General features: G+C 74.4%; 30 protein-coding genes. 22 read left to right on the top strand and 8 right to left on the bottom strand.

Going from position 1 to position 24697, the window contains the following annotated elements:
- The first annotated feature begins 13 nt into the window (after window positions 1–13).
- The 3 genes from VNG13_03345 to VNG13_03335 all read left to right on the top strand — a co-directional run bounded on the left by VNG13_03345 (window position 14) and on the right by VNG13_03335 (window position 2303).
- Window positions 14–478, top strand: a complete 465-nt coding sequence (locus VNG13_03345; GenBank protein HVA59557.1) for an SRPBCC family protein — start codon at window positions 14–16, stop codon at window positions 476–478.
- A 229-nt stretch (window positions 479–707) separates the two neighbouring features.
- Window positions 708–1223 (top strand): hypothetical protein, encoded by a 516-nt coding sequence (locus VNG13_03340; GenBank protein HVA59556.1) that lies wholly within the window; start codon window positions 708–710, stop codon window positions 1221–1223.
- A 180-nt stretch (window positions 1224–1403) separates the two neighbouring features.
- Window positions 1404–2303 (top strand): alpha/beta fold hydrolase, encoded by a 900-nt coding sequence (locus VNG13_03335; GenBank protein HVA59555.1) that lies wholly within the window; start codon window positions 1404–1406, stop codon window positions 2301–2303.
- Between the two features lie 7 nt (window positions 2304–2310).
- On the opposite strand, the gene VNG13_03330 is transcribed toward VNG13_03335, so the two are convergent.
- Window positions 2311–2544: a hypothetical protein gene (locus VNG13_03330; GenBank protein ID HVA59554.1), complete on the bottom strand. Its 234-nt coding sequence runs from the start codon at window positions 2542–2544 to the stop codon at window positions 2311–2313.
- 100 nt (window positions 2545–2644) lie between these two features.
- Between VNG13_03330 and VNG13_03325 the strand changes: the two genes are divergently transcribed.
- The 3 genes from VNG13_03325 to VNG13_03315 are packed head-to-tail and all read left to right on the top strand — an operon-like array spanning window position 2645 to window position 5052.
- The gene (locus VNG13_03325) at window positions 2645–3169 is read left to right on the top strand and encodes an RNA polymerase sigma factor (protein ID HVA59553.1); all 525 of its coding nucleotides are present in this window, start codon (window positions 2645–2647) and stop codon (window positions 3167–3169) included.
- Window positions 3166–4290, top strand: a complete 1125-nt coding sequence (locus tag VNG13_03320; protein HVA59552.1) for a DUF4349 domain-containing protein — start codon at window positions 3166–3168, stop codon at window positions 4288–4290. The genes VNG13_03325 and VNG13_03320 overlap by 4 nt, the downstream gene beginning before the upstream one ends.
- A 54-nt stretch (window positions 4291–4344) precedes the next feature.
- Window positions 4345–5052 (top strand): sterol desaturase family protein, encoded by a 708-nt coding sequence (locus VNG13_03315; GenBank protein ID HVA59551.1) that lies wholly within the window; start codon window positions 4345–4347, stop codon window positions 5050–5052.
- On the opposite strand, the gene VNG13_03310 is transcribed toward VNG13_03315, so the two are convergent.
- Complete coding sequence (locus tag VNG13_03310) at window positions 5042–5218, bottom strand: hypothetical protein (protein HVA59550.1); 177 nt, start codon at window positions 5216–5218, stop codon at window positions 5042–5044. The two genes, VNG13_03315 and VNG13_03310, sit on opposite strands and share 11 nt — an antisense overlap.
- 56 nt (window positions 5219–5274) lie before the next feature.
- Between VNG13_03310 and VNG13_03305 the strand changes: the two genes are divergently transcribed.
- Window positions 5275–5565, top strand: coding sequence for a DUF1330 domain-containing protein (locus tag VNG13_03305; GenBank protein ID HVA59549.1), 291 nt, complete (start codon window positions 5275–5277; stop codon window positions 5563–5565).
- A gap of 182 nt (window positions 5566–5747) precedes the next feature.
- Complete coding sequence (locus VNG13_03300) at window positions 5748–6701, top strand: sensor histidine kinase (GenBank protein HVA59548.1); 954 nt, start codon at window positions 5748–5750, stop codon at window positions 6699–6701.
- Between the two features lie 18 nt (window positions 6702–6719).
- Here the strand turns inward: VNG13_03300 and VNG13_03295 are convergent, their stop codons facing one another.
- Together VNG13_03295 and VNG13_03290 are read right to left on the bottom strand one after the other, a co-directional pair.
- Complete coding sequence (locus tag VNG13_03295; protein ID HVA59547.1) at window positions 6720–8021, bottom strand: Nramp family divalent metal transporter; 1302 nt, start codon at window positions 8019–8021, stop codon at window positions 6720–6722.
- A 112-nt stretch (window positions 8022–8133) separates the two neighbouring features.
- Window positions 8134–8991 carry an N-acetylmuramoyl-L-alanine amidase gene (locus VNG13_03290; GenBank protein HVA59546.1) on the bottom strand — a complete coding sequence of 286 codons (858 nt, stop codon included), beginning with the start codon at window positions 8989–8991 and terminating at the stop codon, window positions 8134–8136.
- Between the two features lie 77 nt (window positions 8992–9068).
- On the opposite strand from VNG13_03290, the gene VNG13_03285 reads away from it, so the two are divergent.
- The 11 genes from VNG13_03285 (at window position 9069) to VNG13_03235 (ending at window position 18726) form a co-directional block, all read left to right on the top strand.
- Window positions 9069–9671, top strand: coding sequence for a TMEM165/GDT1 family protein (locus tag VNG13_03285; protein HVA59545.1), 603 nt, complete (start codon window positions 9069–9071; stop codon window positions 9669–9671).
- Between the two features lie 389 nt (window positions 9672–10060).
- Window positions 10061–10897 (top strand): hypothetical protein, encoded by an 837-nt coding sequence (locus tag VNG13_03280; protein HVA59544.1) that lies wholly within the window; start codon window positions 10061–10063, stop codon window positions 10895–10897.
- The gene (locus VNG13_03275; protein ID HVA59543.1) at window positions 10894–11151 is read left to right on the top strand and encodes a hypothetical protein; all 258 of its coding nucleotides are present in this window, start codon (window positions 10894–10896) and stop codon (window positions 11149–11151) included. Before VNG13_03280 ends, VNG13_03275 begins: the two co-directional genes overlap by 4 nt.
- Complete coding sequence (locus VNG13_03270) at window positions 11148–11417, top strand: hypothetical protein (GenBank protein HVA59542.1); 270 nt, start codon at window positions 11148–11150, stop codon at window positions 11415–11417. The genes VNG13_03275 and VNG13_03270 overlap by 4 nt, the downstream gene beginning before the upstream one ends.
- Window positions 11414–13258, top strand: coding sequence for a DUF87 domain-containing protein (locus VNG13_03265; protein HVA59541.1), 1845 nt, complete (start codon window positions 11414–11416; stop codon window positions 13256–13258). The genes VNG13_03270 and VNG13_03265 overlap by 4 nt, the downstream gene beginning before the upstream one ends.
- The gene (locus VNG13_03260) at window positions 13252–13728 is read left to right on the top strand and encodes a transglycosylase SLT domain-containing protein (GenBank protein HVA59540.1); all 477 of its coding nucleotides are present in this window, start codon (window positions 13252–13254) and stop codon (window positions 13726–13728) included. Before VNG13_03265 ends, VNG13_03260 begins: the two co-directional genes overlap by 7 nt.
- Window positions 13725–15947: a type IV secretion system DNA-binding domain-containing protein gene (locus tag VNG13_03255; GenBank protein HVA59539.1), complete on the top strand. Its 2223-nt coding sequence runs from the start codon at window positions 13725–13727 to the stop codon at window positions 15945–15947. Before VNG13_03260 ends, VNG13_03255 begins: the two co-directional genes overlap by 4 nt.
- A complete protein-coding gene (locus VNG13_03250) occupies window positions 15947–16651 on the top strand; it encodes a replication-relaxation family protein (GenBank protein HVA59538.1) in 705 nt (234 codons plus the stop codon). The genes VNG13_03255 and VNG13_03250 overlap by 1 nt, the downstream gene beginning before the upstream one ends.
- Window positions 16652–16670: 19 nt before the next feature.
- Window positions 16671–17354, top strand: a complete 684-nt coding sequence (locus VNG13_03245) for a response regulator transcription factor (GenBank protein ID HVA59537.1) — start codon at window positions 16671–16673, stop codon at window positions 17352–17354.
- Entirely contained in the window at window positions 17351–18298 is a 948-nt protein-coding gene (locus VNG13_03240; protein ID HVA59536.1) for a HAMP domain-containing sensor histidine kinase, read from the top strand. The genes VNG13_03245 and VNG13_03240 overlap by 4 nt, the downstream gene beginning before the upstream one ends.
- The gene (locus VNG13_03235; protein ID HVA59535.1) at window positions 18295–18726 is read left to right on the top strand and encodes a hypothetical protein; all 432 of its coding nucleotides are present in this window, start codon (window positions 18295–18297) and stop codon (window positions 18724–18726) included. Before VNG13_03240 ends, VNG13_03235 begins: the two co-directional genes overlap by 4 nt.
- A 1-nt stretch (window position 18727) precedes the next feature.
- Here the strand turns inward: VNG13_03235 and VNG13_03230 are convergent, their stop codons facing one another.
- The 3 genes from VNG13_03230 to VNG13_03220 form a co-directional block, all read right to left on the bottom strand.
- On the bottom strand, window positions 18728–20170 hold the full coding sequence (locus tag VNG13_03230; protein ID HVA59534.1) for a wax ester/triacylglycerol synthase family O-acyltransferase: 1443 nt from the start codon (window positions 20168–20170) through the stop codon (window positions 18728–18730).
- A gap of 270 nt (window positions 20171–20440) precedes the next feature.
- On the bottom strand, window positions 20441–20773 hold the full coding sequence (locus VNG13_03225) for a TfoX/Sxy family protein (GenBank protein HVA59533.1): 333 nt from the start codon (window positions 20771–20773) through the stop codon (window positions 20441–20443).
- Window positions 20774–20818: 45 nt separating this feature from the next.
- Window positions 20819–22480: a hypothetical protein gene (locus VNG13_03220; GenBank protein HVA59532.1), complete on the bottom strand. Its 1662-nt coding sequence runs from the start codon at window positions 22478–22480 to the stop codon at window positions 20819–20821.
- A gap of 62 nt (window positions 22481–22542) precedes the next feature.
- Between VNG13_03220 and VNG13_03215 the strand changes: the two genes are divergently transcribed.
- Genes VNG13_03215 through VNG13_03205 form a run of 3 tightly spaced genes read left to right on the top strand, consistent with a single transcriptional unit; the run spans window position 22543 to window position 24384 of the window.
- A complete protein-coding gene (locus VNG13_03215; GenBank protein ID HVA59531.1) occupies window positions 22543–23310 on the top strand; it encodes an NAD(P)H-binding protein in 768 nt (255 codons plus the stop codon).
- Window positions 23307–23735 carry a nitroreductase/quinone reductase family protein gene (locus VNG13_03210; GenBank protein ID HVA59530.1) on the top strand — a complete coding sequence of 143 codons (429 nt, stop codon included), beginning with the start codon at window positions 23307–23309 and terminating at the stop codon, window positions 23733–23735. The genes VNG13_03215 and VNG13_03210 overlap by 4 nt, the downstream gene beginning before the upstream one ends.
- A gap of 22 nt (window positions 23736–23757) precedes the next feature.
- Window positions 23758–24384 carry a sulfotransferase gene (locus VNG13_03205; GenBank protein HVA59529.1) on the top strand — a complete coding sequence of 209 codons (627 nt, stop codon included), beginning with the start codon at window positions 23758–23760 and terminating at the stop codon, window positions 24382–24384.
- Here the strand turns inward: VNG13_03205 and VNG13_03200 are convergent.
- Window positions 24381–24593 (bottom strand): hypothetical protein, encoded by a 213-nt coding sequence (locus VNG13_03200; GenBank protein ID HVA59528.1) that lies wholly within the window; start codon window positions 24591–24593, stop codon window positions 24381–24383. The genes VNG13_03205 and VNG13_03200 overlap by 4 nt on opposite strands.
- Window positions 24594–24697: the final 104 nt, after the last annotated feature.

Genomic DNA, 24697 nt, shown 5'->3' with positions numbered 1-24697 from the left:
GCATGATCGGGACATGCCCGATGTCAGCGTGAGCCAGTCGATCGCCTGTGACCCGCAGACCGTCTACCGCTTGGTCAGCGACGTGACGAGGATGGGGGAGTGGAGTCCGGAGACGGTTTCCTGTCGCTGGCTGGCCGGCGCTCCCGGGCCGGTCGTGGGGGCACGCTTCAAGGGCACCAACCGCAAAGGGTTCCGGCGCTGGTCGACCACCTGCACCGTCACCGAAGCCGAGCCGGGCCGGCAGTTCGCGTTCCGGGTGGCCTCCGGTCCGATGCCGGTCGCCTTGTGGAGTTACGAATTCGCTGACGACGGTGCGGGTTGCCGGGTCACCGAGTCGTGGGTGGACCGGCGGCCGTCCTTCCTGCGCCGCCTTGCCGGTCCGGTTATGGGTGTCCGCTCCTACCCGGAGCACACCGAGCGGGGGATGCGGAGCACGCTCGCCGCGCTCGCGCGGGCCGCGGAATCCACCCGCGGGTAGCCGGCCGCGATGACCGGGGCCCAGCGGAGGAACACCGACGCGCTAGGCCGCTTCGAGTTGTTCCTCGCGCGAGATCGTCCTGCGCCGCGACCTCACCGACGCCCAGCGCCTGGACATCGGGGCGACCGCGGTCTCCGACCTCGCGCTCGGGCAGCTCGACGCCGACTCCCGCCGCCGGGCGCTCGATGTCCTCGACGGGGTCGCGGGGCATCCGCAGCTGACCGCGGCGGTGCGGAGCGCGTTGCTCGCGGAATCGCCGCGGACAGCCGGACCGGAAGGGCGGATCACCCGGCTGCGGGACGCCTTGGGCCATCGGATCCGCGCCGCCACCGTGCACCCGCGGTTCACCCACGGGCTCGTCGTCGTGTTCCTCGTTCAGATCGCCGGGATCCTGACCGAGCTCGCGCTGGTTCTCTTCCAGCCGCACGCCGGCCGGAGCGCCGGCTCCACCGTCACCGACTGGGGGGCCGGGCTCTGCACCGGACTCAGCGCCGCGTACACGACGTTCGGCGCGGTGCGGCTGCTCCGCGGCAACCGGGCCGGCGCGCTGCGGGTGCTGTTCCGCTCGGTGCTAGTCACCGTCCTGCTCACGCAGATCTTCGTGTTCGCGAGCTACCAGACGAGCGGGCTGATCGGTCTCGTGTTCGAGCTGCTGATCTTGGATGCTCTGCGCACGGCCGCCGAGGCTGACCACGAGGTCTTCCAGGTGCCCGCGCAGCCCGGTCAGTCGTCCCAGGGGCCGTAGTCGTCGATATCCATGACGCCGTCCTTTCCTGGCGTCTGCCGGGTGCTCCCGAAGGGCACTCCATGGAAGACGCCGATGTCTGAGGTCCGCCCTGTGGCGGAGCAATCGGGAACCGGTGCTGGAACCGCGACCGGACGGCCACTGGCTGGGCCGTGACACCAGGATAGCGCAAGGCGTGATATGACCGTCGGCGTGAAACCGCGAACCGTCTCAGCAAACGGCGTCGAGATCGCCTACGAAACGTTCGGTGCTGCCGAGGACCGACCGTTGCTGCTCGTCATGGGGCTGGGCACGCAGATGCTCGCCTGGCACGACGACTTCTGCGCCGACCTGGCCGCTCGCGGCTTTCGCGTCGTCCGGTTCGACAATCGTGACTGCGGTCTGTCCACCCACCTGCACGCGGCCGGCGCGCCCGACCTCGAGACGCTGCTCGCCGATCCCCGATCGGTCGCGACCTACACGGTCGAGGACATGGCGGACGACGCCGCCGGGTTGCTCGAGGCACTGGGCATCCCGGCGGCGCATGTCGTGGGGGCCTCGATGGGCGGGATGATCGCCCAGGCGCTCGCCGCCGGGCACCCGGACAAGGTCCGGTCGCTCACCTCCATCATGTCGACCCCGAGCCCCGCGATCGGAGCGCCGACCCCGGAGGCGATGGCGGCCCTGCTGGCCCCGCCGCCGACCACCCGAGCCGAAGCGGTCGAGCGGGCCGTGCTCACCTACCGGGTCATCGGCTCGCCCGGCTTCCCGTTGGAGGAGCCATGGCTTCGCGACGTAGCCGCCCGGGCCTTCGACCGCAGCTTCGACCCGGCCGGGGTGGTCCGGCAGCTCGCCGCGATCCAGGCGTCCGGGGACCGGACCGAAGCGCTGCGGGCGATCGCGGTCCCGACCCTGGTGGTGCACGGTGACGCCGACCCGCTTGTCCAACCGGACGGTGGCCGGGCCACCGCGGCGGCCATCCCCGGGGCGGAGCTCATTGTGATCCCCGGCATGGGCCACAACCTGCCCCGTGAGATCTGGCCGGACCTCGTGGCCCGGATCGTCAAGACCGCCGACGCGGGGGACGCCCGGTCGGGCTGAGTCCCGCTCAGGCCACCCGGCTGGCCGGGCCGGCCTGGGCGTAGCGGCGGTCGAACCACGCCTTGTGCACGGCGCAGAGCGCGATCGCCACCGGCCCGAGGCGCACCGTGGGCGCCGGCCGCCCGCAGTCGGGGATCAGGCAGTGCGGGTGGGGACGGGCCGGGCTGGCCGCCTGACGCAGCTGGCACTCCTGACGGCGGGCCTGCGCCCGACGCTCGACCCGTTCGGTTCGGGAAGACATCTGCGTTTCCTTCCCACGGCCGGGCGTAGTTATGCCTCGTCCGGTGAACCGAATCGCGCCGGCCGGCGTCATATCGGGGACTGCGGACCGGGGAGGGCGCGTGGACGAGTTGGCGAGCTGGGTCGGCGACGGCTACCCGATGGCCTTTCGGACCGCCTGCCTCATCCTGCGGAACCCGGCCGACGCCGAAGAGGCCGTCCAGGAGGCGTTCCTTCGCGTGTGGCGCTTCCGGGCGGCGATCCCGCCGCCACCGGCGCGGAACGCGTGGCTCTACCGGGTGGTCGTGAACTCCTGCCTGTCCCGGCTGCGGGCCGACGCCCGCCGGCCGCGGACCGGGGACGGCGCGGAGGTGACTCACCTGCCGGCGCCGGATCCCGACCCGGGGCAGGCGGCCGAGCACGCGGGCCTGGCCGCGGCCGTACTCGGCGCGCTCGCCGACCTCCCGGAGCACCTGCGCGTGCCGTTGGTGCTCCGCTACTACAGCGGTCTGGCCGAGCGGGAGATCGCCACGGCGATCCAACGCCGCCCCGGCACCGTGAAATCGCGGCTGGCCGAGGCTCGTCGCCGGCTCGCCCTGGACCCGGCGCTCGCCGCCTGGGTGCAGCCCGAAGAGGAGGCTCGATGATCAGCGAAGATGTGGTGCGCGAGGCCCTGACGGCGGCCGCCGAGGGCTATCCGGTCCCCGCGGACGGTGCCGAACGGATCATCGAGGCGGCGGCGGGGCACGCCACGCCGGCGCGGGCCACCCGATCCCGACGCCCGGCCCTGCTCGCCGCCGCGGCGGCGAGCGTCGTGCTCGCCGTCGGACTCACCGCGCTCGGGTCGTGGCACGGCTCGCCGCGTCCGGCCGGCGGAACCGAGCTGGGGGCCACGACAGCCGGAACCGGCGGCGCGACCGGCCTGTCACCCGGCGCCGCCCGGTCGGACATCAAGGGTGCGTCGCCCCTGTCTTTGGTCGGCGGAAGCGCCGGCGTTGAAGCGGGCGCCGCCCCCGCGGCGCCGCTGCCGGGAGCGGGCACCGCCGGCGGCGGTGGCAACTCCGGCGCGGGCCCCGGCTCGGTCTCCTCCGTGCCGGTGGCGGGGCCGCGGGTCGTGAAGACCGGAAGCGTGGATCTCACGGTCGGTCGGACCCAGGTCGGGCCGACCCTGACCCGGATCGAGTCGGTCGCCGCCGGCGACGGGGGCTACGTCGCCTCCAGCGACAGCCAGGAGGGTGGCACCGACCCGTCCGGGCAGGTCACCTTGCGGGTCCCGGCCGGGCAGTTCGAGTCGGCGGTAGCCGCGATCCGCGGGCTCGGGAAGGTCACCTCGGCCGGGGAGTCCGGGCAGGACGTCACCGCCCAGTACGTGGACCTGGGGGCCCGGATCTCCGCGCTGCAAGCCAGCCGGAGCACCTACCTGGAGATCCTCGCCAAGGCCACCACGATCGGCGACATCCTCGCCGTCCAGCAGCAGATCGACGCCGTGCAGCAGCAGCTCGAGCAGCTCCAGGGGCAGCAGAAGCTGCTCGGCGACCAGAGCGACTTCGGGACCCTCACGGTCTCGGTTTCGGTCGCCGGCACGGCCCCGGCCGGCCCCCCGTCCGGGCTGCACAAGGCCCTCGACCGTGCCCTGCACAGCTTCGTCGTGGGCCTGGAGGACCTCGTCGCGGCGCTCGGCCCGCTGCTGCTCGTCCTGCTCGGCCTCGCCGCCCTCGCCCTGCTCGCCCGGATCGGTTGGCGGGTGACCCGGCGCCGACTCGTGTAGGCGGCCCCGGACGTACCCTGGACCGCGACACCAACCCGGGGTGAGGAGGGGGCCATGCCGCCGACGCCGGTCCCCCGCCAACCCGGCGGGTACACCGCGCCCGGGCTGACCCTGGGCCCCGCCGCCCGGATCTTCCTCCGCTACCGCAACATTCAGCTGATCGCGCCGCTGGCGCTGCTCGCGCTCGGAGCCCGGCTCGCCCTGGGGCACTGGCAGCCCGGCGATCTGCTCGTCGCCGGAGTCGTCGTCGGGCTGGAGTCGTTCACCGAGTGGGTCATCCACGTGTTCGTGCTGCATTTCCGGCCACGGCTCGTTGCCGGGCGCCGCTTTGACCCGCTGGCCGCCCGCAAGCACCGGGCGCATCACCGCGACCCGAAGGTGATCGAGCTGGTGCTGATCCCGTTCCCGGTGCTCGCCGGTTCGTTGGCCGTCGCGGCCGTCGGGTTCCTGTTGGCGATGCCGACCTGGCAGCTCGCCTGCACCGCGATCGCGGCGACGTTCACGATGCTCGGCGGCTACGAGTGGACGCACTTCCTCATCCACTCGAGCTACCTGCCGCGCTCCCGCTACTACCGCTACATCTGGCGGGCGCACCGGCTGCATCACTTCCGCAACGAGCGCTACTGGTTCGGGATCACCGTCCACCTCGCCGACCACCTGCTCGGCACCTTCCCGGACCGGGACGCGGTGCAGGTTTCGGCAACGGCCCGCACCCTCGGGGTGGAGCAGCCGGTCGGCCCGGTCGGGCAGTTCAGTCGATGACCGGCTCGTCTTCGCTGTCGTCGAGGTCGACGCCCGCCTCGCGCGCTTCGGTCCGGTCGAGCGTGAACAGGTCGCCCAACTCGCCTTCGTCCCCGGCGGCCTCCTCGGTGTCGCGTAGCGAACCCGAACGGTCGCTGTCGGGCGGATCTTCTGGGGAGTCGGTCATCCGGGAAGTGTGCGGGTCCGGATCCCCCCACTGTCAAATGTGAGGGGCGGCGCGGCATGGCGAAGGCATACGTGATCTGCGATATCGACGTCACGGACCCGGCGGCCTACGAGGAGTACAAGGCGCTGTCCGGGCCGGCCCTCGAGCTCCACGGCGGCCGATTTCTGGTCCGCGGGGGCGCGGTGGCGACCCTGGAAGGCGACTGGTACCCGAGCCGGGTGGTCGTCGCCGAATTCGCCGACTCCGACGCCGCCCGGCGCTGGTGGGAATCTCCGGAGTACGCCGCTGCGCGCCGGGCCCGGCAGTCCGCCGCCATCGCCCGATTCGTCCTCGTCGAGGGCCTCTGAGCTCACCACGAACACCACGGTTGGGCTGCCTTTCCGGTGGGTAGACGCACAATCGGATCACCAGGGGTGTCACCTCGCGCTCGGGAGGGTCGCGGCGTGCGACCCTGGAGATCCGCCCGGTCGGCTGTCGGCCGGGCAGCGCGGAGCCGCACCGAGGAGGACCGCGTCCCAGCGGTGAGCCGATGACCAGCGTGACAGCTGCCCGCACCGAGGCTGGCGAGTTCAGCCACGAGGCGCTGCTCTACCGGGGCGAACGGGAGTTCGTCGACGGGACGGTGTCGTTCCTGCGGGACGGGATCGCGGCCCAGGAGCCGACGCTCGTTGTCGTCGGCGCCGAGAAGATCGAACGCCTGCGGGCCGAGTTGGGCCCGGACCGTGACCGCGTGCAGTTCGCCGACATGGCGGAGGTCGGGGCCAACCCGGCGCGGATCATCCCGGCCTGGGAGCGGTTCGTCAGCGACCACGCCCGGCCCGGCCGCGGTCTGCGCGGGATCGGCGAGCCGATCTGGGCCGGCCGCACCCCGGCCGAGCTGGTCGAGTGCCAGCGCCACGAGGCGCTGCTGAACCTGGCGTTCGCCGACACCCCGAACTTCCGGTTGCTCTGCCCGTACGACACGCGCGCCCTCGGCGGCGACGTCATCGAGGAGTCGCACCGAAGCCACGCGCTGATCGCCGAGGGCGGCCGGCGGCGGGGAAGCGTCGCGCTCCGCGACCTCGGCGAGGTGGCCGCGCCGTTCGACCTGCCGCTGCCGGAGCCGGTCGCCGCGGAGGAGATGCCGGTGCTTCCCGGATCACTCGTCGCGGTCCGCCGGTTCGTCGCCGACCGCGCCACAGCCGCCGGGGTTCCCGCCCACCGGGTGGCGGATCTCGTGCTCGCGGTCAACGAGCTCGCCACCAACAGCCTTCGCCATGCCGGCGGGAACGGCACATTGCGCATCTGGACCGAGCCCTACACGATGCTCTGCGAGGTCCGCGACCGCGGCCTCATCGCCGATCCGCTGATCGGCCGGCGCCGGCCGCCGCGCGGGCAGGAGGGCGGCCGGGGGCTCTGGCTCGCCAACCAGCTCTGCGACCTGGTCCAGGTGCGGTCCGGACCGAACGGCAGCGTCGTGCGGCTGCACCTGCGTCGCGCCTGAGCGCGGGCGCGCCCCGAGCTAGAGTCCGGCGTACTGGGCCAGCAGGGCCACCGCCGCGGCGGCCATCAGGCCGAAGGCCAGCCAGCCCACCACATTCGCAAGGCGCCCGTTCGTCGCCTTGCCCATGATCGAGCGATCCCGGGCGATCAGCATGACCAGCACGAGGAACGGGGCGGCGGCGATCCCGTTGATGACCGCGACGATCACCAGCAGATGGATCGGGTCGGAGGCGGTCAGGCTCAGCACGGTTCCGCCCAGCGTGCCGGCGGCGAGCAGGGAGTAGAAGACCGGCGCCTTGCGGACCGACCGGGAGAAGCCCCACCGCTTGCCGAGCAGCCCGGCCATCCCGGCGGCGCCGGAGCCGGCGAGGACCGGGATGGCGAGCATCCCGGTGCCGATGAAACCGAGGGCGAACAGGCCCGCCGACCAGTGCCCGGCCACCGGCCGCAGCGCGGCCGCCGCGTCGGCGGCGGTGTTGATCGTCTTGCCGTGCAGGGTGATCGCGGTAGAGACGATGATCGCGAACATCACGGCGTTGGAGAACGTCATGCCGGTGAACACGTCGCCGCGGCTGGTGCGCTGCTTGTGCCGGGCGGCGGCCGGGCTGCGGCCCTTCAGCGGCACCGCCCGGTCGCCGCCCTCCGGTTCGGCGCGCAGTTCCTCCAGCCGGTGCGCCGACTGCCAGAAGAACAGGTAGGGGCTGATCGTGGTGCCGAGCACCGCGACCAGCAGGGCCAGGTATGCCTTGCTGAAGGTGAGCTGCGGGATCAGGGTGTGCTCGGCGACCTGGCCCCACTTCACATGCACCGTGAACAGCACCACGAAGTAGGCGAACAGCGCGAGGCAGAGCAGCTTGAACACCCGGGCGATCACCGCGAAGCTGCCGAGCAGCAGCAGCCCGGTGAGGATGCCCCCGGCGATCAGCGCCCACAGCCAGGTCGGCCCGGCGTGCAACAGGTTCATCCCGCTGCCGACCGCCACCAGGTCGGCCGCGATGTTCAGGGTGTTCGCGACGATCAGCGCCCCGATCAGCAGGACGAGCAGCGGCCGCGCGCGGCCGGTGAACCGGCTCGCCGCCAGCTCGCCGAGCCCGCGCCCGGTCGCGAGCGCCGTGCGATCGCAGATCTCCTGGACACCGGCCATCAGCGGAAGCGTCACCAGCGACACCCAGAGCAGGCCGAGCCCGAACTGGGCACCCGCCTGGGAATAGGTCGCGATGCCCGACGGGTCGTCGTCGGAGGCCCCGGTGACCAGCCCGGGGCCGAGCGCCCGCAGGTAGCTGCGCCAGCCCCGCGAGGCCGTGCTGGACGTGGTGTCCAACTGCGACGGCCGTGCCCCCCGGGGTGCTCGCTTCGGTCTCGCATGCTTGACCGCGGACACCACGGCACCGTGCCCGGCGGTAGCCGGTTGCAAACGCAGGGTGTCCCCGGGTTCAGCGCCCGGTCAGGAAGGCGGTGAGGCCGGCGGCGATTCCGCGGGCGGCGGACTCCCGCCACGCGGGGTCGGTGAGCCGGGCCGCGTCCGCCGAATTGCGCATGTTCGCGCATTCGATGAATACCTTCGGCACGGTGGACAGGTTGAGCCCACCGAGGTCGGTCTCCGTGGTGTACCCGGTGCCGCCCCCGAGGTAGCTCGCGAACGGCTCGCCGGCCGCCGCCCGGAACGCGTCGTGCACGTCCGCACCGAGCCGTCGCGACGGGGAGATGATCGCGGCGTTGGGCCCCACGTCGCCGGGCAGGATGACCTGGAAGCCGAGGCCGTCGGCCGGGCCGCCGTCGGCGTGGATGCTGATCGCGGCGTCGGCGTGCGCCTGGTTGGCGATCGCGGCCCGCTCGTTTATGCACGGCCCGACCCCGTCGTTGGAGTCGCGGGTGAGGATCACCCGGGCTCCTTGGGCGCGCAGGATCGCCGCGGCCCGCTCGGCGACGTCGAGGTTGAACGCGGACTCGGCGTAGCCGGCGTCGGTCGCCGTCCCGGTCGTGTCGCACGCCTTGTAGCCGTTGACGATGTAGACCTGCCGGTTGATCTGGTCCGGGTGCGCGTAGTTGTCACCGTTGTGTCCCGGGTCGAGGACGATCACCCGCCCGGCGAGGGAGCCATCGGCGAGCGGGACGGCGGGCGCTACGGTGCGGGCCGCCGTGGCCGAAGGGGTGGGCCCCGAAGGCCGCGCGGAAGGCGACGGGGAAGGCGACGCGGTGACCGGCGCCGGGGTGGTCGTCGGCCGCGACGCCGCCCCACACCCCACGACGCCGAGCAGTGCTGCCGCCGCGATGGCCAGACCGCGTCCCATCCGGCCAGTCTGGCAGCCTGGGTGGGCCCGCCGGGCCAATTTAGACTCGGCGCCTCGGGTCGGGCGGAGGAGCAGACGTGAACCTAGGCGTGGCGGCCGCGGTGTTCCCGGTGCTGTTCCTCGGCGAGCTGCCGGACAAGACGATGTTCGCCAGTCTGGTGCTCGCCGCCCGCGGGCGGCCCGGCGCGGTCTGGGTCGGCGCGGCCGCCGCGTTCGCCGTGCACGTGGCGATCGCCGTGGCGCTGGGTGGGCTGTTGGCCCTCGCACCGCGCCGCGTGGTCGACGCGGTCGCGGCGGCGATGTTCCTGGGCGGGGCGGTCTACGCCTTCCGGACCACCCCGGCGGAGGAGGCGGCGGTCGCCGGGCAGGAGGTCGCGCGCGCCCCGCGCTGGCGGCACAGCGCACTCACCGCGTTCGGGGTGATCTTCCTGGCCGAATGGGGCGACCTGACGCAGGTGCTCACGGCGAACCTCGCGGCGCGCTACCGGGACCCGCTCTCGGTCGCCGTCGGGGCGCTCGCCGCGCTGTGGCTGGTGGCCGGGATCGCGGTGGCCGGCGGCCGGCTGCTCACCCGGCTGCCGCTGGGCCTGGTCCGCCGGGTGACCGCGGCCGTGCTGCTCGCCCTGGCGGCGATTGCCGCGCTGGACGCGGCGACCGGGGCCGGGGTCGGCGGCCTCTAGCCCGGCGAACCAGGACGGCCACAGCTCGCTGGGGTGCCGCCCCAGCGCGCACGCGACCCGGTCGGCGGTGGCTGCGCGGAGCAACACCCCCTCGAGGCAGTGCCGGACCACGCCGCGCGGGAGGCCGAGGCTGGCGGCGACCTCGGTGATGGACAGGCGGCGTTCGGCGGCGTAGCGGCGCAGCGCTGCCGCCGCCGGGCCGGTCGGGAAGCTCGAGGTCATCGGGCCACCGTGCCCGGCCGAACCGTGCCCGCGCCGTGCGCGTGCCGTGCGATCCGCACAGGTCCGCACAGGTTCCGCACAGGTCGGCGGGGGCGCCCCCCGAACCGCCCGGAAACCGGCCAACCGCGGGGCATGCTGCACGTCCCCCCGTCGGAAGGAGCCGCGCCGTGTTCGACCCTTGGGGCGCCGCCGGTGCGGCGCTGACCGCGCTCCGGCTGGGCCTCACCCGGGCCCTCGCCGGGCCGCTCGCCGGCTACCTGCTGCACACCGGGAACCTCACCGCGGACCCGCGGCTGGTCGGGCTGTGGCGGACCAGCCTGGCTTGCCTGGCCGCGTGCCTGGTCGTGCCGCTCGCCGTGGCCGGACTCGCCCTGATCAGCGGGCACCGCGGCGGCGCCTCCGCGCGCGAGGCGCTCACGCCGACCGGGCGGCAGCTGGCGCCGCTGGCGACCGCGCTGGCCGCGCTGCCGGCCACGGCCCTCGAGGTGGGGCTGGCCAACCGGCTCGTCGACGCGCTGCTGCCGGCCGGGGAGCAGGACGGTCTGTGGCAGCGGATGGCGCTCGGCGGCCCGACCGGGAACCTCGCGGTCGCCGTCGGCTCAACCCTCCTCGTCGGCATCCTCGTGGTCGTCGCGGTTCTCGCGCTCGCCCGCTGGGCCACTTTGTGGCTGCTCGTCGCGCTGGCGCCGATCGCCATGGGATTCGCGCTGCTCCCGGGGCCCGGGGCGGCCCGGCTGACCTCCACCTGGTGGCGGTTGCAGGCGGCGGCGGTGTTCCTCCCGGTCGCGCAGGCCACCGCGCTGGCGGCCTACGTCGCGATGTTCCTCGGCTCGCGTGACCCGGTCGCCGGTGCCTTCGCCGGCGTGGCGGTGCTCGTGCTGGTCGCGAAGCTGCCGTCCTGGGTGGCCGGGGTCGCCGCCGGAGCCGAGTTCCGGGACTTCACGCTGCGGCTGCGCGGCACCTATCTCGCCGGGCGGGCCGGCCGCGACCTGGTGCGGCCGTGAGCGCGCTGCTCGCGGCCGGTGGCATCGGGCAGGTCGCCGCGTTCGCCGGCCGGCTGGCCGGCGACGTCGCCGCCGTCGCGGGCAGCATCGCGGTGCTGTTCATCGCCGTCAACGGGATCCGTTGGGCGGCCTCGAACGGGAGCCCGCACCGGCAGGCCGAGGCCAGGGCCGGGCTGGTCGCGGCCGGGATCGGTCTCGCGGTGACGCTGTCCGCCGGCCTGATCGCCGGGCTGGTCACCGGGGCGCTGCGATGACCGACGGGCCGGTGGTGGCGGTGCCGGCCGACCTCGCGGTGCGCGACCGGCTCACCACCTGGTGCACCCTGGGCCAGGCCGGTCATCTCAGCGTCGCCGCGGCCGGTCTCGCGCTGGCCACCGCCGGGCCGCGGGCCGCGCTGGTCCCCGGGGTCCTGCTCGCCCTCGCCGCGGTCGGCGGCGGCTGGCTGCGTCCGCAGGGGCGCTCGCTGGCCGGCTGGGTCGGACCGTGCCTCGGATTCCTGCGCCGCCGGGTGACCGGGTGATCCGGACGGTCGCCCTAGAACTGCGGGCCGGGCCTCGGCTGCTCTCCGAGCCGGAGCGCGCCCGGTTGGCCGCGTCGCTGACCGCCGCCGTCGCCGGGATCCGCGCACCGGTCCGGGTCTGGCACGGCCCGCGGGCCGGCAACGCCGGGCGGGGGACCTGGCTCACCGGGGCGGCGCTGCCGGCCGCCGGTCCCGACGGCGATCTGGTCCGCCTGGTCACCGACGGGCATCTGCCGGGGCTGCCGGCGGTGTGCGGCGAGAACCGCGGATCCGTGCGCCTGGCCGGCGGCCGGGCCGGGCGGCTGCTCTTCCTGGACGGCTGGCCGGCCGCCGTCGGGCTCGACTGGCTCGCCCGGCTGACCGCGGACCCGGCCCTGGGTGCCCTGGTCGTCGCCCTGCTGCCGGTGCCCCCGATCGCCGCGGAGCGGATGCTGCGCCGCCGGCTCGCCGCCCTCAGCGCCTCGGCGCTGCTCGCCGACCGGGCCGGCCGGCTGGCCGATCCGCAGGTCGACCGGGCGATCACCGCCGCCGGCGACCTGCGCGCCCGGCTGGCCGCCGGCGAGACCGCGCTGATCGGGGTGCGCGTCACGGTCGCGCTGGTCACCGAACCGGGCCGGCTCGACGACGCGACCGACCGGACGGGGCGGCTGCTCGCGTCCTCCGGTCCGGCGGCGCGACTGCGGGTGTGCAGCTACGAGCAGCGACCGGGATGGGCCGCGTTGACCGGCCCCGAGCGAGCCGGCCGCGGTCGCGGGGTGCGGTTCGTGGACGCGGAGACCGCGGCGATGACGATCCCGCTCCCGCATCCTGCCTTTCTTCCCTTCAACGAGCCCCTCCTCGGCACCGACCCGGACAGCGGAGCCGTGATCGGCCATGACCGGTTCGCCGAGCCCAACCCGACCCGGCTCGTCGTCGGTGCGTCCGGGGCCGGTAAGTCGTTCGCCGCGAAGCTCGAGGTGAGCCGCTGGCTGGACCGGGGGGCGGCGGTGCTGGTCGTCGACCCGGAGGGGGAGTTCGGTGCCCTGGCCGCCCACCGCGGCGGGCTCGTCGTCGACGGCGGGATCGACCCGGTGCGGCTCGCCGCCGACCCGCGGCTCCCGGCCGGCGAGGCGCTGGAACTGCTGGCCACGGTCGTCACCGCGCTGCTGGGTCGACCGCCCGGCCCGCGGCGGCTGGCCGAGCTCGACTCGGCGCTGACCCGGCTGCGGTCCGATCCGGAGGGTGCGGTCGGACTGATCGGGCTGCTGGGCGTTGCCCGGGCTGGCAGCGTTGACGGCACCGTTGCTGGGCTGTTCCGGGCCGACCCCCGGCTCGACGATCCGCCGCCGCTGGTCGTGAGCGATCTTCGGGGCACCCCGGCCCGGTTGCGTGCGGCGGTGACCGCCTGTGCGCTGGCCTGGGCCTGGACCGGGGCAGCCGCGCCCGGGCCGGGGCCGGTCCGGGCGCGGCTGGTCGTTATAGACGAAGCTCACCTGCTGCTCGGGGACGCCGCCGCTGCCGAGGTGCTGGCCGGGTTCGCCCGGCGAGCCCGCAAGTACGGGGTGGGGCTCGAGCTGGTGACCCAGCGGCTGTCGGATTTCCTCGCCGGCCCGTCCGGTCAGGCCGTGCTGGCCAACGCTGCGACGCTGCTGCTGCTCGGCGCCGCGGAGCACGAACGGGCGGCGACCGCCGACGGCCTGGGGCTGTCCCCCGGGGCGGCCCGGCTGCTCGTGGCGGGCACCCCCGGGCTCGGCCTGCTGGTCAGCCGGCGCGGCCTTCAGCCGGTGCTGGTGACCGCGGCCCCCGGCGAACATGCGCTCGCGGCGGCCGGGCCCCGGCGGATCGGCGGGGTGTCGTGCTGAGGACCGCCGGGTTGGTGGCGCTCGGGCTCGCCGCCGCCGCGCTGTCCGCGGTGCCGGCCGGCCCGACCGGTGGCGCTCCGGGCGTGCCGGTGCCGTACCGGCCGTGGTTCGCCGCGGCGGCGGCCCGGTTCGGCGTCCCCGCGCCGCTGCTCGAGGCGGTCGCCGAGGTCGAATCCGGCTTCGACCCGGCGGCCGTCGGGCCCCCCACCCGGTACGGCCGGGCGGAGGGGCTCATGCAGTTCCTGCCCTCGAGCTGGCCGCTGTTCAACGTCGTGGCCGGGGCGACGCCGTTCGAGCCGCGCCCGGCGATCCTCGCCGCCGCGCACCACCTCGCCTACTCCGGCGCGACGCCGACCGGCTTCGATCCGGCCCGCGCGCTCTACGGCTACAACCACTCGTCCGCCTACGTCGCCCTCGTCCTTCGGGTCGCGGCCGGCTACGGCTACCACCCGCCCGGAGGCGTGACATGACCTGGCTCACCGTCCTGGCCCCGAGCGGGCCGACCGAGCCCCCGGAGCTGGCGGCCGGCCGGCTGGCCCCGCTGCTCGCCCTGGCCCGCTCGGCGGGACCGGTGCAGCTCGCGCTGGTCGGCCGGCCGCGGCGGGTCGGCCTGCACGCCCGCGCCGCGGCGGCCGGCCCGCTGGCGGGCCTGCTACGCGCCGGGTACCCCACCGCGGACGTCGCGCCCGGCGCCGAGCCCTTCGACGACGATCCGCCCCGCCACGCGGTGGGGGCGAGCTGGTGGCTGCCGGCCGAACGCGCGCTGCCCGACCTGCTGCCCCGGCTGCTCGCCGGGCTGGCGGAGGTCGGGCTCGGGGAGTCGGGCGTGGTCTCCGCGGTCATCGAGCCGGCTCCGGCCGCCGCCGTGCGCCGGCTCGCCGCCGGCGCGGCCCGGCTCGAGGCCGGTCTCGGCGGCGCCGAACCGCTGTGGTCCCGCTGCCTGACCGCGCCCGCCCTCGCCCTCGGCGAGGTGCTGTCCGCGGCGCTCTCCGCGGCACCGGCCGGGCCGGCCGCCCGGCCCCGCCCGCGGGCGACGGCGAGCGAGCTGGCGGCGGCCCGGGTCGCCCAGGCCAGGTTGGCCGGCGGTTGCGCGGCGGTGACGCTGCGGACCGGGTGGGCGGCGACCGATCCGGACCGGGCCGCCGCCGGTCACGCCACGCTCGCCGCGGTGCTGGCCGCGGGGGGCCTCGAACGCACCGGAGCGGATGGGGCGAAGGTGTGGGCGGCGATCCGGTCCGGGCGGCCGGAGCGGCGGGCCCGGCGCCGATGCGTGCTGGGTGCGGCCGAGATCGCCGCGCTGGTGCGCCTGCCCGGCGCCGACGAGCCGGTGGCGCCGCTGGCCCGGGCGGGCTCCGCCCGGCGACCGGCGGCCCGCCCGCTCGACCCGGCGGGTATCCGGCTCGCCGTGTCGCACGGCCCCGGCGCCGGCGAGCCGGTGGGGGTCAGCGTGGCGCAGCTGATGACCCACGCCTACGTCGTCGGCCCGTCCGGGACCGGGAAGACCGCGCTGCTCACCCGGCTCGTCCTCGGCCTGGCCGAGCAGCGGGTCGCCGCCGTCGTCCTCGACCCGCACGGCGACCTGATCCGCCAGGTCCTGAGCCGGCTCCCGGACGCGGCGCTGGGTGCGACCAGCGTGCTGAACCTCACCGCGACCCGGGGGCTCCCGACGCTGAACCCGCTCTGGGTCGACCGGGGCCCGGACCCGGAGCTCGTCGAGCGGTTGCGCACCCGGCGGGTCGACGCGGTGGTCAAGGTCTTCGCGGACCTGTGGGGGTTGAACCCGGCGAGCACGCCGAACCTGCTGCACTTCCTCAAGGCCGCGCTCACCGCGCTGGTCGCGACCGGCTCCGGATGCCTCGCCGACCTCCCCCGCTTCCTCACCGATCCGGTGTTCCGCGGTTACGTCCTCCAGCTCGCGGACAGCCCGCGGGCCACCGCCCGGTGGGCCGAGTTCGACGGCTTCGACCGCGGGGAGAAGACCCGGACGGTGCGGGCGATCCTCAACAAGGCCGCCGCCTTCGACTCCGATCCGGTGCTCGGCACCGTCTTCGGCGATCCCGGTCCGGGCCTGCGGCTGGAGGACTGCATCGACCACGGTCGGCTGCTCCTCGTCGACCTGCCCCGCGGCCTGGTCGGGCCGGCCACCGGCGCGCTGGTCGGCAGCCTGCTCGTCACCATGCTGCACCTGACCGTGCTGGCCAGGGAGGAGCTGGCGCCGGGGGAGCGCCGGCCGGTGGTCGCGGTGATCGACGAGTTCCAGGAGTTCTCGCTGACGAGCTTCGCCGAAGTCGTCACCTCGGCGCGCAAGTACGGGCTCGGTCTGGTGGTGGCCAACCAGAACCTGGCCACGGTCGCCGCGTTGAACCCGACCGTGCTCGAGACGCTGCTCGCCAACGCCGCCACCTACTGCGCCTTCCGGCTCGCCGCCGGGGACGCGGCGCGGCTGTTCCGGTCCTTCCCGGGGCTGCGGCCGGAGGACCTGGCCGGGCAGGGTTCCTTCGAGTGCTACTGGCGCCATTCCGGGCCACGCGGCCCCGAGGTGACCAGCGCCCGCACCGAGCCGCTGGTCCCGCCGGTCCGGGACCACCCGGCGCTCGCGGGGCTCCGGGCCGCCCTGCGCCCGGCGGCGGTCGCCGGGCCGGCCCGGCTGTCGCTGCCCACCCCGGCCGCGCCGCAGGACGACTGGTGATGCGCCGCTACGTCGAGGACGTGGCGATCCTGCGTGCCGTCTGGTCGTTCGGGTGCCTCACCCGCCGGCAGATCGCCGGCCTGGCCGGGTTCACGGAGCAGACGGCGCAGAGCCGGGTCCACCCGCTCTGGGTGGCGGGCGCCCTGCGGCGCGACCGGCCGCGCTACCACGGCCCGTACCTGTACCGGATCGGTCCGGCGGTGGACACGATCGCCGCCGAGCTGGGGCACGGCTGGCATCCCCGTCCCGGGCAGATCCAGCACACGATGCTCACCGCCGACCTCGTCGTCGCTCTGCTGCGGCGGTGCTCGGTGCCGGTCACCGGTTGGGCCGGCGAGGCCGAGCTGCGCACCATGGCGACCGCCGGCGAACCCCGCCCGGATGCGGCGCTCACCTGGCGGTTCGGGGAGGCGTCCGGCCGGTGGCTGCTCGAAGCGGATCGCGGCACCGAGAACCACCAGATCTGGCGCCGGAAGCTGTACGGCTACCGGGGCCTGCGCCCGGACGAGGTGGTCCTGGTCGGGGCGCCGAACCGGCACCGGGCGGGGCGGATCGCCGCGGCGGCGAACCAGGCGAACGTGGCGCTGTTGGCGGCGGTCAGCGCGGACCTGCTGGCTGGTGGCGACCCGATCGTCTACGACGCCCGGGTGCACCGCCGCCGCCCGCTGACCGAGGCCAGCACCGGCATTGTCGCGAAGGTCTAGTTTGCGGCACCCTTCCCCCATGCGGATCCTCGCCGTCGACGACCACCCGCCCACCCTCGAGTTTCTCGACATCTACCTCGGCCGGCACGGCTACGACGTGCTGACCGCCGCGTCCGGGACCGAGGCACTGTCGCTGCTCGACCGCCAGGGGGTGGATCTCGTGGTCCTCGACCTCGGGCTGCCGGACATCGACGGGCTGGCCGTCTGCCGGGAGTTGCGCCGTCGACCGGGCTACCTGCCGGTGCTCATGCTCACCGCGCGGGACACCGTCGCCGACGAGCTGTCCGGCTTCGCCGCGGCGGCCGACGACTATTTGCGCAAGCCGGTGCTTCCGGAGGTGCTGCTGGCTCGGGTCCGCGCGCTGGAGCGCCGCGCCGTCACCCGCGACGTGCTCCGGCTGGTCGAGGGCTTCGAACTGGACCTGGCGATGCGCGAGCTCCGCCGGGCCGGCGAGCGGGTGCGGCTCACCCCGCGGTCCTTCGACGTGCTGCGTTTCCTGTGCGAGCACCCCGGCCGGTTGTGGAGCAAGAACCAGCTGCTCTTCCACGTCTGGGGGGCGGACGGGCCCGCCGATCCGTCCGCCGTCGAATGGCATGTCGCCCGGATCCGGGAGGCGCTCGGCGACAGCGGCCGCGAGTTCCGCTTCGTCCTGACCCGGCCGCACGAGGGATACGTGATGCCCCGGGAGGTGGTGCTCTCGTGACCGGAACCCGGATCGGGCTGCTCGCCGCGTGGCTCGTCCTGCTCGCGCTGCCCCTCGGCTGGTGGCTGCTCCGCAGCCGGGGCCGGGTCGACGTCTGGCGGCATCTGCCGGTGCCCGGCGCCGTGCTCGACCGGGAGGGGCGGGTCCGGGCGCGGGGCGGCCCACCGGGGCCGGTGAGCTGGCCGCCGGCGGACCGGTTGCCCGCGCCCGGCGCGATCCGCCGCACGGCGGGACCGGACGGAACGCCGGTGGCGCTGGCCGGCGTCCCGGGCGGCGCCCTCGCGTTCGCCGTCGAAGCCGACCCCGGTCTGAGCCGGCGGCACCGGCAGGTCACCACGTTGGTGCCGCTGCTCCAGCACGAGATCCGTGGGGGCCTGCAGGGCGTCCTCGGCCACCTCGGCCTGGTCGCCGAGGCGGGGCTCGACGAGTCCGGGCGACGCTCGGTGGCCCGCTGCCAGCGCGAGGTCGGGCGACTGCTCGAGGTAGTGGACGGGGCCGAGCTGCTGGCCCGGATCGCCGGCACGCAACCGGCCCGCGAGGTCGTCGAGGTCGGCTACCTCCTCGAGGAGGCCACCGCCGGGCTGGAACAGGTGTTGCTCGACCTGCCCGAGGCGACGGTCCGGGTGGAGGTGGTGGCCTGGCAGCTCATCCGCGCGCTGCGCAACCTGGTCGAGAACGCGCTGCGCCACGGCGCGCCACCGGTCGCCGTCGCCGCGCGGGTGGTGGGGGAGGAGGTGCGGTTCACGATTCGCGATGCCGGGTCGGGCATCCCGGCCGCGGACTTCGAGCGGCTGGCCGCGCCGTTCGCCCGCGGGGCCGGGGGGGCGCCGGGCAGCGGCCTCGGCCTGACCATCGCGGTCGAGGCGGTGTCCGCGCACGGCGGGGCCCTGGCGACGCTGCCCGGCGGGGCGCTGGAATTCGGCCTGCCCCGCGCCCCGGCGTGACCCCCCGCCTGCGGCCGGGGCCGCTCCGCCGACCGGTCGTGGCCGCCTGGGCGTTGCTGGTCGCCGGGCTCGGGCTCGCCCTCGCGCTGCTCGGCCCGCCGCCGCCGCCGCCACCGGGCCTGGGACCCCGGACGGTCCTGGCCGCGATGCGCCAGCGGCTGCCGGCGGCGGCCGCGGACATCCGGGTCGCCGAACTGCTCGGCTGGCAGGTGGACGGCCGCTGGCGGTTCACCGGCACTTTCGTGTACCGATCCGGCCGCGGGCTGGTGAAGGTGTCGGTGACCCTTCCGGCGCCGCTCGACCCGGCCGCCGCGGTGTTCCCCTGGCCGGGCCGGGTGACCGACGCCGGGGCCTGGCCACTGAGCCGGGTCGAGGCCCGGCTCGCCCGCGATTCGCCGTCGGCGACCACGGTCACCTTCGAGGCCTGAGTCAGACCCCCAGCTCGTCGAGCTCCTTGCCCATCCACTCGAGGAACGGCCAGACGTCGCTGATCTGCCCCCGGTCCGCCACCACCCCGATGTCCATGCTTCCGCAGTAGCTCATCACCGTGATGTTGAGCCCCATGCCGTGGGTGATCACCGAGATCGGGTAGTTGGCGACCAGCCGGGCGCCGGCGCAGTAGAGGTCGAACTGCGGGCCGGGAACGTTGGAGATCACCAGGTTCCAGGCCGGCCGGCCGGCCGCGGAGGTGTTGAGGGCGAACGAGAGCCGGGCGGCACGGGAGAACACGGCCGGCGGGATGAAGTGGTTCACGTCCTGGAGCAGCTCGGCGGGCAGCGCCCGGTGCTGCTCCTTCATCTCCAGCAGCGCCTCGGAGGTCCGCTGGAGCCGGGTCACCGGGTCCGCCTCCGTCGTGAACAGCGGGACGCCGAGCATCAGGATCCGGTTGCCGAACGTGCCCGCCTGTTCCGGGGTGCGGACCGAGACCGGGATCTGGGCGACCAGCGGGATGTCCGGCAGCTCGTCGTGCTCGATCAGCCAGCGCCGGACCGCGCCCGCGCAGAGCGCGACGACCACGTCGTTGACCGTTCCGCCGTGGATGTTCTTCGCGGCCTTGATCCGCTCGAGCGGCAGCTGGCCGAAGGCGAACCTGCGGTGCGCCGAGATCGGCCCGCTGAAGGTGGTCTTCGGGGCCTTCAGCGCGTGTCGGACCCCCTGGTCCCCGTCGGCTCCGACCCCGGGGATCAGGCGGGCGGCGCGGCTGAGCAGGCCGGCGCCGGGGATCGTCGCGAAGCTGGTCTCGTCGAGGTTGGGCACGGCGCTGGGCAGCGCGCGCAGGACGCGCAGGGGATAGCGCGGGATGCCGATCAGGCCCCGGGCCAGCATCTCGAGCGATCCGGGGGCTCGCCGGGCCCGCGCCCCGCCCGCGGGCGGCGGGAGCTCGCGGCCCGCCGGCTCGAGGTCGAGGAGCAGGCCCATGATCTCGGCGCCCGACATCCCGTCCACGACCGCGTGGTGGATCTTGGTGAGCAGCGCCACGTGTCCCGAGTCCAGTCCGGAGATCAGGTAGAGCTCCCAGAGCGGGCGCTGCCGATCCAGCGGGCGGGAGACGATCCGGGCGGCCTGCTCGGCGAGCTGATGGTCCGTGCCGGGGGCCGGGAGCCCGAGCTCACGGACATGGAACTCGAGGTCGAAGTCGGGGTCTTCCACCCAGTACGGGTAGTCCAGGCCGAGCGGCACGGTCGCGAGTCGCTGGCGCAACGGCGGGAGCAGGTGCAGCCGCTGCTCGAGCAGGCCGATGATGTCGCCCAGCGCCAGCGGCCCGTCGGTGCGCCGGCTGGCATCGAGGATCATCAGCCCGGCGACGTGCCCGGTCTGCCGGGCGTCCTCGAGCGCGAGGAACTGAGCGTCGAGGCTGCTCAGTTGCCGCATCAGCGGACGTTAGCCGATGCCCCCAACCGGGCGCCACCACCTGCGCGTAGCCGTTCCGCTGCTGCCTGCTGTCAAGTGATCGCGCCCGGTGATGACGGCGCCGCTCGGTCTTCATTCCGACCCGACCCCCCACCCCCCGCACCACCGAGTGTGCAATTTCCGACGCCCCGTACCCGCCCGTGAGCGTGACCTCCGGTCGGAAATTGCACACTCGCCGGCGGCTGGGCGCGCTGGGCGCGCTCGATCGCGACTCCGTTCCCGGGTGGTGCGCTATTTCGGCGGCAGGGTGCGGGCATGGGAGATGCCGCGGGACACCCAGGCGCGCAGGACCTCGTCATCGGTCAGGACGTCCGGGCTTACCCGGAGCCAACCCCGCATCGGCCCGCGCTCACCCATCTCGAACTCCTCGGCTCCCGGCTCGGCGAGCAGCCCGTCCTGGTGCGCGGGATCCACCCGCACCAGCAAGCCGCCCTGTCCGGACGCGGAAACGCCCATGTTGCCGCGCAGCAGGAACGCCAGCCCGCCGAACATCTGCTTCTCGACCACGGGCTCTTGCGCCAGCAGGCTCCGTATGCGGTCGGCTAGCTCGGGGTCGTATGCCATGGCGCCACCCGTCCGATCCGGGATCTGCTGCGTGCTGGGCGGAGGCTACCCCGCCGGTGGGCCGCGCCGACTCCGGGCCAGTTTGGACCGGCCAAGCCGGAGCAGGGTCAACGCCAGGGCCAGTGCGCCGAGCGCGATGATCGGCAGCCGCGGGTCCAGCCCGGTCTCGGGGAGTGCCCCGTTGGCGGCGGGGGCGGTTGCCGCGGTCGGGTGGGTCGCCGTCACGGGCGGGTGGACCGTCACGGCAACCGCTGCCGGGAAGCAGCCGCTGGTCTGGCGGGTGACGAAGTTCCAGGTGCCCTTGGCCTCCCCGCCCAGTGCCGGCGGGTTGCCGGCGAAGGTGAACAGCGGGCAGCCCTGGCCGTCGAGCGTCGCCGAGGTGAAGTCGAGCAGGCTCCGGTCGCTGGGGCCGCCGGGGACCGCCCCGCACAGGATGCCCAGGTTGCAGATGTCGCCGACGTGGTAGAGGTAGCCCGGACGCACGTCGGTGTAGCCGAAGGTCGGGTTCGGCGACGTCGCGTTCGTGGTCTCGGCGGTGGCGTAGGTCCAGTGACCGGACGTGAGGTTGGGATCGGTGACCCCGTTCACCGTGCGGAAGTAGCCGATCGCGAGCTGGCCGGAGCGCGGTCCGCCGATCGCCGAGGGCATCATCTTGGCGGCGCCGGCCGGCCCGAGTTCGATCGGCCCGGTCCAGCGGGTCCCGTGGTCGGTTGAGCTGAAGAGGTAGAGCTTCGCGACACTGTCGAACGTCTTGTGACCGACGTAGCCGGCCGCGACCGCGTAGAGGTTCCCCGCCCCGTCGACGGTCAGCGCGTTGAAGATGTCACCGAACTGGACGTCGTTGGTCCCGAACAGCGTCGCCCCGTCGAAGACCGTGTGGTCGGTGAAAGTCTGGCAGTGGTCGGTGGATACGGCCAGGTAGATCTGACTGAACGTGCCGCTCGGTTTACCGGCGGCCGCCGCCGCGGCGTTCTCCGCCTGCGTCGTCGTCGTGAACATGACGTACAGGTTCCCGGCAGCGTCGGTAACCGGCTTCGAGACCAGGGTCCCGCCGGTGATGTCCGTCGGCACGTTCGCCTCGATCGTCGGATCGGTGATGATCGATCCGCACGGGCCGGCGCCAAACAGGTCAGCGCCGCCGTTGTCGCTGCGGAAGATCAACGGTTGGGCGCTGACGAACTCGTGGTAGGTCAGGTAGAGCCGACCGTGCGGCCCGCTGTTCAGCCACGGCCGGTCGTCGGAGGGGCCGACCTGACCGTAGGGCAGGCTGGAGCAGTTCGTCGGGTCGGGTACCGGTCCGATCGAGGTGAACGTCTTCCCCTTGTCGGTGCTCTTGCAGACGTCCGTGGCGGCGGCCTCGAGATCGTCGGTGAAGACCGTGCCCTTCGGGTCGACGATGACGTCGGAGTCCCCCCCGCCGGCGAACGAGCCGATGTGCTGGGCCGGACCGAAACTCGTCCCGTCGTTGTGCGAGGCCCAGAAGCCCACGCCAGGCTCGTCGTTCACGCCCGCGGGGATGCCCTGGGGCCCGTCGACGTAGACGTTGCCGAGCCGGTCGGTGGCGATGCTCGGCTCACCTCCCGAGGCGCCGAGGAGCTGCACCGGGACGGTAAACCGCGCGACCGGTGCGCCGGCCGCCTGGGCGGGGCCCGCGGCGAGGACGGCGGCCAAGCCACCCAGGGTCGCGATCAGGCGTCGAGTTCTCATACCGGACACTTCCGCGCGCAGCCGAATTTTCCTGCCGGCCGGTGCCGGAGAACAATGGCGGCATGAGCGTCGTGCTGGTCACCGGTGGCACCGGTGGACTCGGGAGCAAGCTCGTGCCCCTGCTGCGGGCCCGTGGCGACGACGTGCGCGTGCTGTCCCGGTCCTCCGCCGGGACGCATCGCGGGGATCTGACGAGCGGGGTCGGGATCGGCGACGCCGTCGCGGGCGCCGAGCTCATCGTGCACGCCGGCAGCGATACCCGACGTCTCGGCAAGGCGGATCTCGCGCAGACCCGCCACCTGCTCGGGGCGGCCACTGCGGCCGGGTGCCGGCATCTGCTCTTCATCTCGATCGTCGGCGTGGACGACCATCCCTTCCCCTACTACCGGCGCAAGCTGCGCTGCGAGCAGGAGATCTCGGCGAGCGGCCTGCCGCACACGGTCCTGCGGGCCACCCAGTTCCACGAACTGTTGGCGATGCTGTTGCGGGTCGCGGAGCGACTGCCGGTCGCGCCGCTGCCGACGGTGCTCCCGTTCCAGCCGGTCGCGGCGGAGGAGGTCGCGGAACGGATCGCAGAGCTGATCCATGGCGATCCGGCTGGCCGAGCCGAGGACTTCGGCGGACCGGAGGTGTTGACCCTGGGCGCGATGACCCAGACCTGGCGGGCGCATCGGGGACGCCCCCGCCGGACGGTTCCGCTGCGCGTGCCGGGGCGCAGCTACCGCGCGTTCCGAGCGGGCCGGCACACCTGCCCGGACCATGCCGCCGGCCATCAGACCTGGGCGGACTTCGTTTCGGCGTTGCCGGCTCGCGAGCGGGGAGTGACGTGACTGAAATGAGCGACTGGAACGCGAAGGTCATCGCTGAGTTCCCGGCGAACGAAGGCCGGGTGGGTGGCGCGTTCGAGGGCGCGCCGATGGTCCTGGTGCATCACCGGGGGCGGCGAAGTGGCCGGGATCGCGTGTCGCCGATGATGTACCTGGCGGCCGACGGGGCTCCCGGCACCATCTACGTCTTCGCCTCGAAGGGCGGTGCGCCGACCCACCCGGGGTGGTACCACAACCTGGTCGCGGCGGGGGTCGCCCGGATCGAGGTGGGCAGCGAGAGCTACGACGTGACCGTCACCGAGCTCACCGGCGAGGAACGCGACCGCGTGTTCGCGGAGCAGGCCCGCCGCTACCCCGGGTTCGCGGAGTACGCACAGAAGACCGCAGGCATCCGCACGATCCCAGTGCTCGCGCTCCAGCGCGGCTGACGACGAACCCGGGGGAGGGAACATGCTTCAGGTCGTGGGCGCGGGTGTCGGCCGGACCGGGACCAACTCGCTCAAGCTGGCCCTCGAACAGTTGCTCGGCGGCCCCTGCTATCACATGCTCGAGCTCTTCGAGCATCTCGAGCACGTGCCGACCTGGACCGCTGCGAACCGCGGCGAGCCGGTCGACTGGGGGCCGGTGCTGGGCGGTTACGTGGCCGCGGTCGACTGGCCCGCGGCGGCCTGCTGGCGCGAGCTCGCGGCGGCCAATCCGGACGCGCTGGTGTTGCTGTCGATGCGGGCCGACGCCGAGACGTGGTGGCGCAGCGCGGACCAGACGATCTTCGCGGGCATGCGCACCGGCGGCGATCCCGACCCGGCCTTCGCCGAGTGGCGGGTGATGGCTGCCGAGATGCTCGGGCGACTTGACCCGCGCTGGGCCGAACACGACCCGGCGGTGGCCGGTTACGAGCGGCACAACGCCGAGGTGCTGGCGGCGGTCCCGCCGCGGCGCCTGCTCGTCTGGCACCCGGAGGACGGCTGGCCCCCGCTGTGCGCGGCGCTCGGCGTGGACGTGCCCGACACCCCGTTTCCGCGGGTCAACACCACCGCCGACTGGCGGGCCCGAGCCGACGCTGCCGGTGCCGACTAGTCGCCCGACCAGTCGGTGTGGGTCGGGGTCCCGGTCAGACCCTGCATGCCCAGCCGCTGCCCGGCGACGAGCCCGAGTTTTGGATCGAGGCTGGCCAGCGGATGCGGATCGTGCGCCCGGGACGCCTCCGCCGCGAGGGCCGTCTCGGCTCTGGCCGAACGGGCTGCTCGCCGCTGGCTCAACCAACCGCGAAATCCGTCGCCTGCCATCCCGAGGCCTCCTCTGGTGGGCCCGCTCAGTCTGGCATGAGGCAGGAACCGCATCGGTACCTGCTAGGTTGTAGGCAAGGCGGCGGCCAGATCGCCGTCGCACT

The sequence above is a fragment of the Mycobacteriales bacterium genome, assembly GCA_035533475.1.
Taxonomy (GTDB): Bacteria; Actinomycetota; Actinomycetes; order DATLTS01; family DATLTS01; genus DATLTS01.
The sequence above is the reverse complement of the archived record's forward strand: the minus strand, read 5'-3'. Positions and strand labels throughout refer to the sequence as shown.